Raw genomic sequence first — 14,204 nt, 5'->3', positions numbered from 1 at the left:
CAAACAGAGGGTTTGTTAGAACAATCCCAGTCTCAACTGCACCAAACAGAGGGTTTGTTAGAACAATCCCAGTCTCAACTGCACCAAACAGAGGGTTTGTTAGAACAATTCGAGTCTCAACTGCACCAAACAGAGGGTTTGTTAGAACAATCCCAGTCTCAACTGCACCAAACAGAGGGTTTGTTAGAACAATCCGAGTCTCAATTTTACAAAACTCAAATAGAATTAGAGCAATCCCAATCTCAACTGCAACATAGCTATAGAGAAATCGAACAGGCTAAGTGCCAAGTGGACGAAACCGAGACTCTTTTAAAACAATCCCAATCTCAGTTGGAACAAACAGAGTCATCATTAGAAATATGTAGGTCTCAGTTGCTCGAGACAAGAGCAGAACTGGACATATCTCAAGGTCAACACCATGAAACTCTGAGAAAATTCAAGCGTTCGCAGTCTCAACATCACAAAATTCAAGAAGAACTCGAACAATCCCAGTCTCAACGCCATCAGACAGAAGGATTATTGGAGGAGTATCAGTCTCTGTTGCATCAGACTCAACAGGAACTCGAACAATCCCAGTCTCAACACCATCAGACAGAAGGATTATTGGAGGAGTACCAGTCTCTGTTGCATCAGACTCAACAGGAACTCGAACAATCCCAGTCTCAACACTATCAGACAGAAGGATTATTGGAGGAGTACCAGTCTCGAATTCAGCATCTACAAATAGATTTACAGAGCAAGGTTTCTCAAGTTAGCAACACGCAGAGACAACTAGAGGACTCTTACTATAAAATCCACCAAATTCAGTCTCAAATAGAGCGATTGGAGTTTCAGCAAGCTATAGCGATTAATACCAATGGAGACAGCAAGAGCCAGTACGGAATCTTAGTATGGGATGCCTGGTATGCTTATCATAATGGCGCTCTGAACAAGATGCAAGATAGCCTCAAACAATCCTTAAAATGTTCGCCTTTCTCACCCACAGATACAGTCAGTAACTGGTTAGTGAGCTTTACTAAATTCTCGGAAGACAAAGGTGAGAATTTAGACACTTTTGGACTGACTAATTTAGCAGAGTGGAAACAGTTAATGCGTTTGGTAACAAGCGTAAAAGCTGTAGGAGTCAAGTCTTAAAAAAACTTTCAGAATCTAGCCAATACAGGATATTAAAACGTGAGGAACTTATCAGTACCGTCAGCCGTAGAATTAATCTCAGTCCATGTGCCTAAAACAGCAGGATCGACGTTTGGGAAGTTTATTTTGCCGCAAATTTATGCGCCCGAGCAGATTTTGTATGATTATGATTATTTACCCATAGATACACTCATACAAAAAGGTCGGCTTACAACAGAAACTAGGGTAATTCATGGTCATTTCCCCGCTAAAAAGTATAGGGAATATTACCCTAATGCCAAAATAGTGATTTGGCTGAGGAACCCGATTCTTTTATTGATTTCTGCGTATTATTTTTGCATGGCATCTAGTCATGATAATATTTTTTTCGATGAAAATCATCGATACGTAGTAGAAAATCAACTAAATCTTTCTGATTTTGTCAACCAGCAGTTTACAGATAACATGATTTCTAACTACTTTGCTAAAGCACTGAAATTAACTGATTTTTACTTTGTAGGCATTCAAGAATTTTTCAGAGATGACTTAAATGATCTTAAAAATAACTTGGGTTGGCCTCCGCTGAAAGTCTTGAGTTCAAATCGTAATTTTTATGATAATTACCACAATAAGGTAATAGATAGCTTGACCAACGAATCTCTGGTTAAAAAAATAGTTTCTCTCAACAGTGCAGATATGGAACTGTATAAAGAAGCATTAAGCTTGAGATATCAACGGAAAGGACTATCAAATTTTATAGAAATGTACGAACAATCCTTGAAAGAATCACAGTCACGATTGAGATACAATTCGTGTAAGGAACTTCAATTAAATAAGTGCAGCGGCTTGCGTAGCGAACAGGGGGTAAATCCTCCATAATTAAGGCAAGGTTGTTTCATTCGACAGACTTACGCCCTTAATTGTCTTCATTGCTTTTAAAATGAAGATTGATGTCTTAAACACTTGAGAGTTAATTTCTGACAAAATAACCAGCTAAAGGAAAAAGCAAGGATTATGACTAAACACACTTTAATTCAAATTCAAGAAGTTGTGAATTTGTCGGCAAACGAACCAGAATTGTTATGGGGGTTTAGTCTGGACGCTCCAAACACTTCATACAAAACAGATAAATATGAAGTTTTTTTCGCTGGTTGGATACTCGGTAAAAAGTCTAAAGTAGTCTCAATCGAGGTAATTAGCAGTGGTAGGGTAATACACACGATTGCTGTCGATAATCCACGTCCAGATGTTGCTAAAACTTATGCCGAGGTATCCGAGGCTGAGACCTGTGGTTTTTTCGCACAAGTAACAGTGAGTGAAATGCCTGCAGAAGTTCAGTTACATCTCCAAGCTGTTTTTTCAGATCAAAGTCGTTTGCAAATCGGAATGGTGAAATTTCAAAAGAAACTTCCCTTCCTAGAGCAGGTTAAGGCAGATTTGGAGCGATCGCGGCTGAAATTACGGCAGGCTCAGGAAGAGATCGAATGGGCTCGTCATAAGTTTGTGAAAGGTGAAACAGGGCTCCCCTCAAGAAACCCAGACATTTCACTTTTTCAATATGCTGCTAAGTTGAGCGATAAAGAATGGTTTGAAATCCTGGTTAAAAGCATTCAGACTCCGGTGATAGACGGTATACAAATGCCCGGTTTTCCACCGGATGAAATTCAAAAGAATTCTGTCGGATCGTCAGGTGAGAGCAATCTTAAAGAAGCTTTTAAGTTTTATTCTGAAGTTAAGAGCTATGCCGCCAAGTTGGGGATATCGCTAACACCAGAGAGTCAAATTCTCGATTTCGGTTGCGGTTGGGGGCGGTTTATTCGATTCTTTTTAAAAGATGTCGTATCTGAAAATATCTTTGGAATTGATGTCGATCCAGAAATGGTTGACATCTGTCGCCAAACAGTGAGGTACGGAAACTACAGCACAGTCAAGCCACAACCTCCTGCGGGGTTTGCCGACAACACTTTTGACATTATTTATGCTTACTCAGTCTTCTCACATCTATCAGAAGCAGTGCATATCCAATGGGTAGAGGAGTTTTCAAAAATACTTAAGCCCGGGGGCGTCTTGATCGCTACCACTCAAGCCCGCAACTTCATCGAGTTTTGCCGTTCGTTGAGGGGGCAAACTAATGACTTTGGTTGGCATAAAGCGCTGGCAAATTCATTTATAGATACAGAAGCAGCTTTAGCTGATTATGACGCTGGCAAGTTTCTCTATAGCCCCACAGGTGGGGGAAGTGTACGCGATGCTTCTTTTTACGGAGAGGCAATAATATCTCCAGCTTACGTCAAGCGGGAGTGGACTAAATACTTGACTTTCCACGATTTTGTAGATGATCCGCAGCGGTGCAACCAAGCAATCATATTCATGCAGAAGCCTGTTTAAATAACAGTTATTTTTTGTTAAAATAACCTTTGGCGAGAAGTCTATATTTTTCTGCTAATCAAAACTTCGATTAGTTCTGCTTTGATTCCTAGAAATAAATTGTCAATCCAAACAGTGGTTGTGTAGAGTCCGCTGTGTTTGAGGATAAAGTCACAGATGTCATACCCCCAATACATCGTCACCAGTGACCCTTGGTTGTCTACGGGGTTGCCATGATAGTCATGATTGCCTAAAATGATCACGTTTCCCTCTCGATCTTTTTTAGCGTTAATTATAGAAGCTTTCTCTTTGTTAACTAAAGGGACTGTGAATATATGCGCCCCTCCTTTTTTTAAGGTTCTGGCTATTTCTGAAAATGCAAGACCTGGATTAAAAATGTGTTCCATGACATCTTGTGTAACCACTAAATCAAAACTCTCATCAGGAAAAGTCTGATTTTCCAAATCTTCATTTCTCCACCCAGTAGAATGCGTTTTTCCGATGGCAAAATTTGGAAAATAATGCGTACCGATGTAATTTTTGCAATTATTTTTGAGTTTTAAACTGGCTCCTCTATTGGCGGGTGAAGATTCATGTATATTTAATTCCCGCCAATTGGGATAAAATTTTTCTATGCAATACATTAAAGCTCTCTCTCTGGGAATAGAACTACAATTATTACAAAGGTAGTGATCTCTCAGCCAATCATTCTCAGAAAAGAAGGTAACATGGCTATCACATACAACACAGTGTCCTTGATTGTTGATGACGTAGGGCATTTTTAAGAGTCCAGCTAGCGGTTTTTAATTTTAGTGAGCATTCATGCACTTTGCTTTACTTTGTCAACGTGCTGCCAAGATTTTAATTGTGTCAAGAGAACTTCCTGAAAGCCTTTAAATGAGGCAAAGAATCCATGAACAGCTCAAAAAAACCCGGCCAATTTAAGGGAGAAGGAGCAATCGGATTAGGCGTCCAGTCATATTGGACTTTGGAAAAAAAGTTTATAAGCAAGCTATCTAATTCTTCCTGACTGATAGTTGGACCCAAAGACTCGAAAGTATTTTTTCCATGAAAGCGATAGTAATAGAGGTCTTGTTCTAAATAAAACGGTTCAGTATGTATTAGAGAACGCAATATAAAATCCCAGTCATGGCAATAGGGATGAGGGCCAAATTTACCAACATGGTTAAAAAGCGATCGCGTAAAAGCAAAGTTTCCTGTAGAAATAGCTACATTAGCCGACAAGAAAGCAAATCCTATAGTAGGGAATTTAGGGCTTTTGATGTTTTTTTGAAATTGAGAGTAAACTTGTGCTGTTGGGTGAGACTCAGTAACTATATTATCGCTATCATCCACATATTGCACCCTACTAAAGACAAAATCACGACCGCCTTGCTGCATTTCATTTACTATGAGTTTTAGACGGTTTGGGTGGTACATATCGTCTGAATTTAAGATAGCTATAATATCTCCCTTTGCTTTGCTAATACCATAATTGATAGCACAATCAGCTCCCTGATTCTTGGCAAAGCAGTGAAATTGAGTAGAAAAGGGAAATCTTGACTGCCAATTTTCCCTTTGAATTAACCGCTCTATTTCCCTAGCTGAGCCGTCTGGAGAGCAGTCATCAATAATGACTACTTCAATATTTGTGTAAGTCTGAGATGCTACCGAGTCCAAGCATCGCTCAATATACTTTTCGTGCTTGTAGCAGGGAATAACGACAGAAACTAATGCACTTTCATCCATATCATTAACTCCTTAAATTTCTCCCTAGACTTTCTACTCAACTCAAAAGCTGTCCGTCACGGCAGAGGTTACACTTAAGGATTGTGTGGCGGTATTTGCTTCATAAAATTAGTGATATCTTCAATCAACTGCTCTTTAGCTTCTATCTTCTTTTCCAACTCATCCAGCAAAAGCTCTTGATGGACGCTCATATTTTCATCATGAAAAAATTTTATGAGATTAATGATTGTTTGAACTGCATCAAGTAGAGGATTGACATATCCCTTTATTTCGTTAAATTTTCCCTGTTTTTGCAGATTATTCAAAGCCGATTCTAAGTGCAATTCAGCTAGCGGAAAATAACTTCCATCTTTCAAAACTGCTCGGATGTTTAAATCAAGTTCTAATGGCAACTTCACAGCTTCTAATGTAGCTAAAAAGCCACAGCGATCGGCACCATGCCAAGAATGGACTTGAGCCACATCCTGCCGCTCCATATCAACAGGAATTTGCACCAACGATCTCCCCTGACACAAAACCTCCACAGCCCCAGCCGGAGAAGTTTTGGATAAAACCCAGCCTTTGATAGTCAGAGTAGTATCATTCAAAGTATCTCGTGATGGGGAGTCTAAATTCCACCACAAATCAGATTCGTTGTGGCAGTCAATGACTTCAGAAACTACCACTGATTCCTGCAAAATTTGGCACAGAGCTTGCAATGAAAGATTTGTGCCTGTTATTCTTTTCTCTAACTCATCTAAGAGCTGATGGATGCAGTCAATACTTTTGTCAGGAAGATGCCGCAGCAACTCAAGAGTTGTCCTCCAACCGTGGGTGCCGTGAAGAGCTTTATAAGTTGCGCTCAGATAACCGTGTCCATATTTTTGATCCGGCTCTAAATGAGCACCCTCAGCCCATTCATTCCAGGCATTGATAAAGACTAGCCTTTCATCTCCTGAGTACCTTTGCTTTACCTTTTCTATGGAGCCGCGCAGCCAAATCTCATAAGCATCAGGGTGCGAATCGAGGAAAGCATGGGCTGCTGTTTTTCTCCTAGCAGTATTATCCCATGAAGTCATAACGGCTGGAAATAGTTTATGGAGAGGCAATTTATTAGCTATATTCCTAATAGCTGTGTCTCTATAATCATAAAATTTGCCAGACAAATCGGGTACAGCAGTTGGCGGTGCTGCGACTTCCATTGCACTAATTGCGTGTGGTGGAAATTGCACAGCAGAATCAAAGCCTAATATTTGGGGGTCTACAAAACTTGAATTAAAAGTCGCAGCGAGGCTCAGGTGAACTTCTCCCACGCCTCGCTGCCTAAAAACTTTTCTCCACTGTTCGGTGGTACGGAGGGGATGGGGGAGAATGTCGCTGCGGTAAATAATTAGTAATGGCGCTCCATTGATGCGAATGTAGCGATCGTCTAACAAGATGTGAATGATGCTTTCTGCAAAAGCTTGATTGCTTTCTAGTGAATGCTCTTGAGCCATTAAAACTTCATGATCTGCTCCGTCCCACCGCCTTGTCCAGTTCTCATTTGCCCAACAAATACAGAAGGGGAAATCAGGCTTTTTACTTGATAGCACTTCATCAATTGGGAGGTGCAATAACCGCTTGCCACCAAACCAATAATAGTAGTAACAAAAGCCATAAATCCCATATCTTTTAGCTAGCTGGGCTTGTGCTTCCCTAACTTCTGGTAAGCGGAGATCGTAAAATCCTAAGTCAGCGGGCAAGTGAGGTTGATAGTGTCCTTCAAATAGAGGTTGAGCTTTAGTAACATTCGTCCATTCTGTAAAGCCTTTTCCCCACCAGAGATCGTTTTCAGGGATGCTATGGAATTGCGGGAGATAGTAGGCGATGAGGCGGACACCGCTGGTTTTTGAGTAGAAATTTTTATTTACTTCGGAGCTTAATATATTTTGGATGCTGACTTTTTCTTTAACAGTAAGTTGAGCCGATATACCCTTCGATAAGCTATATTTTGTCTTCTTATATGCTTCGATTACTTTACTTAAGGCTAGCCAAGGGTAATCTGGGGATTTTTGTTCTGGTTGGAGGGACATTCTAAAAAATCCAACTGCTCCTTCATATTGATTTTGTTTGATTAAAAATTCTCCCAATTCTCGGTAAAGGTAATTTGCTTCAGGATGAAATTGAAGCGCTTGTTGATAGCTAGCTGCTGCTTCTCGCCAGTTTTGCTTTTGTGCTAAAGCTTCACCTAGGTGTTGGTATGTTTCCGGTAGCTGGGTGCTAAGTTTTATCGCTCGGCGGTACAGGGATATTGCTTCGTCCCAGGCTTGCAGTGCTAGCATTGCATCCCCTAAATGACAGTTCACCACATCCGAATCAGGAGCAATTTCCAGGGCTCTGCGATAGGCAGAAATCGCCTCATCGTACCGCCCCAACTGATATAGAGCAAACCCTAAATGATCCTGAGCCTCCAGCGAATTTGGCTCAAACTCAACCGACTTGCGATAAGAGTCCACAGCTTGCTCCCACTTTTGCAGTTTCGCCAAAGCATCGCCCAAATGCTGGTAAATCACTGCCGCATCCGGTGCGATATCAAGCGCTTTCCGATAAGATGCGATCGCCTCATCCCAGCGCTGCACGATCGACAAAGTATGCCCCAAATAGTGATGGACGATCGCCGAACCCGGTTCCAACTCAGCAGCTTTCGAGTAAGCCGCGATCGCCTCCTCCCATTGACCTTGTGCCGCTAAAGCCGTTCCCAATTTATAGTAAAGCCAATGAAAATCAGGCTTTAACTGAAGCGCCTTTCGGTAATAACCCACGGCTTCTGCTAATTCATTCTTGCCTTGCAAAGCCTCTGCCAACTTCAGGTACAAATCTCCCTCGCCCGGATTTAGCTCGAGCGCCATTCGCAAGCAATCAATCCCTTCATCAACCCGTCCCAATCTTGCCAAAGCCTCCCACAAATTTTGGTAAGGCAAAGCCGATTCCGAGTCAAGCTCGATCGCTTTTCGCAAACAACTTACAGATTCATCCAGTTGACCTTGCAAGCACAAAGCCTTACCCAAACTATTATGAAACTCGTAAAAATCCGGGTATATCTCCACAGCTTTGCGGTAAGCAGCTACGGCTTCATCAATATTTCCCTGCTGTTCCAAAACCTCCCCTAAATTATGCCAAGACCAAGCCGAATTCTGGTTAAGTTCGCAGGCCCTGCGGTAACTTTTCTCTGCCCCATCCCGCTGCCCCAACTTCGCCAAAACTTCACCCAAATTGTGGTGATACCAGGAAAAATCTGGGTTGAGTTCAGTACAGCGCTGGTACGCGGCGGCGGCTTCCTCTAATTTACCAGATTGTTTCAGGAGATTGCCTCTATGAAAATAATTAGAAGCTGTCTCTTCATGCACTTGTAATGAGTTATTCATAATTTTGTACCGGAGATTTCATTTTTTTTAGCTTGGTCGAGGCTGGGTTTATAAGTACCTTGTATCTGACATCTTGCACCAATGTCAATCTTCAGGATGCTCGCGCGGGGTGGAGGCGGTTTTTTTAGTCTTTGGGTATCCCTTGAAGCTATCGGTGAACCCGCCCCTACAGGTTTTTGACATTGGTGCCGTCTGGTGAATTGTATCGGTCTTCTGTCTGAGTCACAATCCTCTCGATCCCCCCTAGCCCCCCTTAGCAAGGGGGGGACAAGAGCGTTCAAAGTCACTCTTCTTGAGTCTGATTCACAATCCTCTCGATTTCCCTAGTCCCGGGCGGGTACGGGGGTGAACAATAAGCGTTCAAAGTCCCCCTTCTTAAGGGGGATTTAGGGGGATCGAGACTTGGGTACAAACCAGAGAGACAGAGGGCTTTAGACTTAAGTTCACACCCTAAACTCATGGAGATGTTCCTAAGTCGTCGGCCGCCAATTCTCGTCCTCCAATCTGATACCGCTATCTTGACACGCTCTGGTTAAATGAGGGCTGTAGTAAGGGTCATTGTCAATATATTTTTGCCACCGGCTTTCCATCAGCTTCGATTCCTTCCTCAGCCGCTCTTTCTTTTCAGGCGAGTCCTCGTAACCTCGACTTTTAGATTCGTGGTGGTAGAGAACTACATGAGGCAGGTAAATATTGCGGTACCCTTTCTCTAGCATTTTCAAACACAAATCCACATCATTGTACGCCACTGTTAGTTCTTCGTCAAACCCCCCAACACTTTCAAATACTTCGCGGCGGCACATTAAACACGCAGCAGTCACTGCTGAAACATTACTCATGCCTACCGCATTCCCGAAATAGCCAGGAATCGATCGCGGCATATGGTAATAACTGTGACCGGCAACTCCGCCGCCGAGTCCCATCACCACTCCCGCGTGCTGGATTTTGTTATCTGAGTATATCAACAAATTGCCCACAGCCCCGATCGAGCTTCTCTGAGCTTGTTCAACCATCCCGTCAATCCAATCGGGAGTAATTACCTCTGTATCGTTATTCAAGAACAGCAAGTAATCTCCCTCCGCTTTGCTAGCAGCGTAGTTGTTAATCTTCGAGAAATTGAAGGGAATGTCGAGTCGGTAACTTTTAAATCTGGCTGATTCCTTAGCCGTCCATTTAGCCAGAATTTCCGCCGTGTGTTGCTCTTGACTGCCGTTGTCGATGACGATAACTTCGTAGTTGGGGTAGACGCTCTTAGTAAAGATAGACTCCAAGCAATTGTCCAACACATCGCCTAAATCCCGCGTCGGAATAATGATGCTGACCCGCTTGTAATCCGCAATTTTGTAGCGTGCAATAAAGTGTCCCAAAAAGTAGGGAACGCCTTCTATTTTCCCCGGTTCGCCCCTGCGTTCGATCGCCTCTTGCAAAGCTTTTTGCCCTGCATCATAGGCATAGGGTTTAGCCTCTACACCGCCAGCAGCCGAACCTGCGTGCATTCTCCAGTGGTAAAGAATTTTAGGAATGTGAAATATTTTGTCAGTTTTTTCTGTAAACCTCAGAACCAGATCGTAATCTTGAGCTCCTTCAAAACCTGCTCTAAAACCGCCGATTTCATTGATTAGCGATCGCCTGTAAGTTCCCAAATGGCAAGTGTACATCCGAGATAAAAATGAATCCGGACTCCATTCTGGCTTGAAGAAAGGATTTATCAGTTCCCGATCTTGGTAAATCTTATCTTCATCTGAATAAATCATGTCCGCTTCCGGGTGGCGGTTCAGCAGCAGCACCACTTCATACAATGCCTCTGGTGTCAGCGTATCGTCGTGGTCTAGCAAAGACACAAATTCACCCGTCGCCAACTCCAAAGCAGAATTAGAACAGTGAGAAATGTGACCGTTTTTGGCTCTGTAAGCTACTTTTATCCGGCTATCTTTGGCTGCATATTCTTGCAAAATTTGCTTGACATGAGGCGCGGTTGATGCGTCATCCGCAATGCACAATTCCCAATAAGGATATATCTGATTGAGAACTGATTCTATTGCCTCCTTTAAATAATTTTCTGGCGTATTGTAAGCCGGCATGACGATGCTAATCAGCGGCTTGTAGTTAAAGATTTCTAATATTTCAGCCATCTTCCGCAAGTCAGCTTCTCTGGGGCTGTTCTTAGCGCGCCACTTCGTGTAAGCTGGGTCTTGACCGAGGAATAGCGAATCTCGTAAGTTTTGATAATCCAAACCAAAAAGTTTCGGATCTAGTTTGCTCGCCGTCTGATAAGCTTCCAGAGCTTCCGAAAGCTTGTCTTGTTTAGCTAAAGTTTTTGCTAAATTGTAGTACGACCAGCCAAAGTCAGGAGCCACCTCGATCGCTTTCCGATAAGCGCCAACAGCTTCATCAAGCCGACCTTCTTGTTGAAATAGATCGGCTAAATTGTGGTGCGACCAAACAAAACTTGGATTCAGTTCTGCCGCTTTCCGATAGCTTTTTATAGACTCATCAAATTTACCTATTGATTTCAGGACATCGCCTAAATTGTGGTGAGTTCCAAAGTAATTAGGATTAATTCCAATTGCTTTGCGGTAGGCGACCACAGCCTCGGCAAATTTACCTTCTTCTTGCAGAGACGCCCCTAATTCGTGATACTCGGCAGCTATCCCTGGCGAGTGTTCGATCGCATTTCCAGAGTCTCCGTGAACAGCGCGAGCGATCTTTTCGGTCGCTTTAGTTATTCCCTTTTTTTTTAACACCTCTTCTAACCGCCCAGAAATAGCCTTGTCATCAGGTCGAATCTGCAACGCCATCTGATAAAAGACGATCGCCCCATCCGACCAATTCTTGCGCACCAAAGCATCAGCCAACTCAACATAAAGGTCAGCATCATTCGGCGCAATCTCTAGCGCCTTGTGGTACAACTGCACGTCATCACGATTCTCATCAATCGCCCGCCGGTACAAACGCATCGCCTCCTTCAAATCCCACTGCGATCGCATCCTCAAAGCATCAGCCAACTTTTGCGAAAGCCACGGCAAATCCGCCTGAATTTCCGCAGCGCGGCGGTAAGCGGCGATCGACTCATCCCACCGTTCCAGCTTCTCAAAAGCCGTTCCCATGTTGTAATAAGTCCACGGAAAATCTGGATTTAACTCGGCCGCGCGCCGGTAAACATCGATCGCTTCCTCCCACCTTTCCATTTCTAGCAGCACGTCGCCTAATTTGCTCTGCGACCAGAAGAAATTCGGATTAACTTCGTTAGCACGCTGGTAGGCAACAACCGCCTCATCCCACCGTTCCAAATTCACCAGCGCTTCTGCTAAATTGTTGTGCGCCCAAAAATGGTCTGGATTGAGTTCGATCGACCTTTCGTAAGCCGAAATTGCTTCATCCCACCGTTCCAGTTTAATCAGCGCGTCTGCTAAATAGTTGTGCGACCAACTAAAATCTGGATTTAATTCTGTTGCTTTGCGGTAAGCATTTACCGCCTCATCCCACCGTTCCAACTTCAGCAGTACGTCTGCTAAATTGTTGTGAGACCAGCTAAAATCTGGATTTAATTCGATCGCCTTGCGGTAAGCATTTACAGCTTCTTCCCAGCGTTCCAATTTAACCAGCGACTCAGCTAAATTGTTGTGCGACCAAGAAAGATCGGGATTGTTTCTAATGGCATTAGTGTAAGCTTCTACCGCCGCTTCCCACTGTTCTTGATTTCTCAGAAGTTCGCCCAATTCGTGATAAGCGGAGCCTGCATTTGGGTTCAACTCAACTGCGCGCCGGTAACACTCAATTCCCTTATCTACCTTACCTTGCTCGATCAAAGTTTTGGCTAAATTCTCGTGTTCCTCGGCGGTGCCGGATTTGGGGTCGATCGCAAATGCTCGATACCAAGCCTCAGCCGCCTCCTCCGACTTCCCTAACTGAGTTAACAGTTTGGCAAAATTGCGAAAAGCACCCGCAAAATCCGGCTTGAGGGCGATCGCCTTTTCGTAAGCAGAAACCGCTTGCTGCCACTGTTCTTGCTGCGCGCAAATGCTGCCGTAATTAGCATAAGCTTCCGCAAAATTTGGGTTAATTTCTATTGCTTTGACATAGCAACTTTTAGCTTCATCAATTTTTCCGCCAGCTTGTAGGGCGTTGCCCAGCATTTTGTAAAGCGGCGCTTCCGGCTTAATTTGCAGCGCCTTCTTGCAAGCTGCGATCGCCTGTTCCAATTTGCCTTGAGCAAAATAGCCTTCTGCCAATATTTTGTATGCTTCTGGATCTTCTATATTAATTGTAGAATTAACTGGCTGCTGCACTGGCTGCTGCACTGGTGGCTTCACTGCCTGCTGCACTGGCGGCTTAACTGCGGTTGCTGCGGGCTGCTGCTTAACTGCACCGTTTGTCGCCGTTGCACCCGCCAAAGTTTGCTGTCCCTCGCTGCCGTTTCTCGCATTAGCTGCGTTCAGTTCAATAGCTTTGCGATAATATGCTGTCGCTTCCTCTAACTTGCCTTGTTTTTTTAGCGCTTCGCCCAAATTTTGGTAAGCTGTCGCCACATTAGGATTTAATTTTATGGCGCGATCGTAACAAGCGATCGCTTCGGGGAATTTTTCCTGCCTAAAAAAAGCGTCGCCCATATTCAAGTGTTCCCCAGGCGCTACTTTTTCCGGTTCCAAACTAAATGCTTGATACCAACACTGCTGCGCTTCTTCCGGTTTGCCAATTTGTCCGAATACTTTTGCTAAATTCCGGTAAACTCCCGCGAAATTCGGCTTAATCGCGATCGCCTTTTGATAAAATCCGATCGCCTCCTGCCATTTTTGCTGCCCGGCGCCGAGGCTGCCCAAATTCGCGTATACTTCCGCAAAATTCGGTTCTATTTCAATCGCTTTAGCGTACCAGTGCCGCGCCTCTTCCATCCTGCCTTGAGCTTGCAGCGCGTTGCCCAAAGTCTTGTAAGCCGGTGCAAAATTGGGGTGAATTTTCAAAGCTTGCTCGCAGGATGCGATCGCTTCTTCTATTTTTCCTTGGGATAAGTATGTTTCTCCCTGTTGGTTAAATTGAACCGCTGTTGATTCTGTATTCACTGTTGATGGCATATGGGCGGCGGCTCCAGAGGCAGGAATTAAATAGGGTAGTCTAAACGTTTCACAATTATACTCGCGTTTGACACTAAGAGTAGCGGGCTTGTTCCCCTAATTCTTAATTTTTTTGATTCCCGCTGCTGGCGAGGAACCGGGATTCTCGGCTGATTTTTTGATTTTACGGCTAAATATGTAAGAATCAGTACGGTTTCTGGGAGATTTGCGCGCCAGTTCCGACTCTTGTAGCTTCTGGTCGATCGCCCGTTTTGTAAAGCAAAGTAAACACGGCCGATTCTTGCTTGTGGCAGGCTTTCTTGTGGCCTGGGCAAGGGAGATTGCACCCTTTTCTACAGGCTTTTTACCGGCGGGCTAGGAGCAACGGCCCACAAGAAAGAAATTCACTCTTTGTGGAACAGGCATCTTGCCTGTTTGTGAGCAGGGTGAAAGATGTGCGATCGCGCTCAAACTAGAATAGCCTTTTTAGCAAAAAACGATCGCCCTTTTGGGAGAAAGCGATCGCCCTTTTTTTTCAACA

Annotated in this window: 6 protein-coding genes and 1 pseudogene; 3 read left to right on the top strand and 4 right to left on the bottom strand. The window is 43.8% G+C overall.

Translation table 11 applies throughout. The features are described 5' to 3' along the window. The 3 genes and pseudogenes from QUA99_RS00435 to QUA99_RS00425 all read left to right on the top strand — a co-directional run. Positions 1-1,134, top strand: a pseudogene (locus tag QUA99_RS00435) (hypothetical protein); the annotation flags it as partial. An 87-nt stretch (positions 1,135-1,221) separates the two neighbouring features. Beyond that, complete coding sequence (locus QUA99_RS00430) at positions 1,222-1,992, top strand: hypothetical protein (protein ID WP_333234453.1); 771 nt, start codon at positions 1,222-1,224, stop codon at positions 1,990-1,992. 135 nt (positions 1,993-2,127) lie between these two features. After that, complete coding sequence (locus tag QUA99_RS00425) at positions 2,128-3,501, top strand: class I SAM-dependent methyltransferase (protein WP_333234452.1); 1,374 nt, start codon at positions 2,128-2,130, stop codon at positions 3,499-3,501. 41 nt (positions 3,502-3,542) lie between these two features. Here QUA99_RS00425 and QUA99_RS00420 read toward each other — a convergent pair whose 3' ends face one another. The 4 genes from QUA99_RS00420 to QUA99_RS00405 all read right to left on the bottom strand — a co-directional run bounded on the left by QUA99_RS00420 (position 3,543) and on the right by QUA99_RS00405 (position 13,684). Then, a complete protein-coding gene (locus QUA99_RS00420) occupies positions 3,543-4,259 on the bottom strand; it encodes a class I SAM-dependent methyltransferase (protein ID WP_333234451.1) in 717 nt (238 codons plus the stop codon). 91 nt (positions 4,260-4,350) lie between these two features. Continuing rightward, positions 4,351-5,229, bottom strand: a complete 879-nt coding sequence (locus tag QUA99_RS00415; RefSeq protein ID WP_333234450.1) for a glycosyltransferase — start codon at positions 5,227-5,229, stop codon at positions 4,351-4,353. Positions 5,230-5,303: 74 nt separating this feature from the next. Beyond that, positions 5,304-8,612 carry a glycoside hydrolase family 99-like domain-containing protein gene (locus QUA99_RS00410; protein WP_333234449.1) on the bottom strand — a complete coding sequence of 1,103 codons (3,309 nt, stop codon included), beginning with the start codon at positions 8,610-8,612 and terminating at the stop codon, positions 5,304-5,306. Between the two features lie 470 nt (positions 8,613-9,082). After that, positions 9,083-13,684 (bottom strand): tetratricopeptide repeat protein, encoded by a 4,602-nt coding sequence (locus QUA99_RS00405; protein WP_333234448.1) that lies wholly within the window; start codon positions 13,682-13,684, stop codon positions 9,083-9,085. Positions 13,685-14,204: the final 520 nt, after the last annotated feature.

The organism is Microcoleus sp. F10-B2, assembly GCF_036704965.1.
Classification (GTDB): Bacteria; Cyanobacteriota; Cyanobacteriia; order Cyanobacteriales; family Microcoleaceae; genus Microcoleus.
The sequence above is the reverse complement of the archived record's forward strand: the minus strand, read 5'-3'. Positions and strand labels throughout refer to the sequence as shown.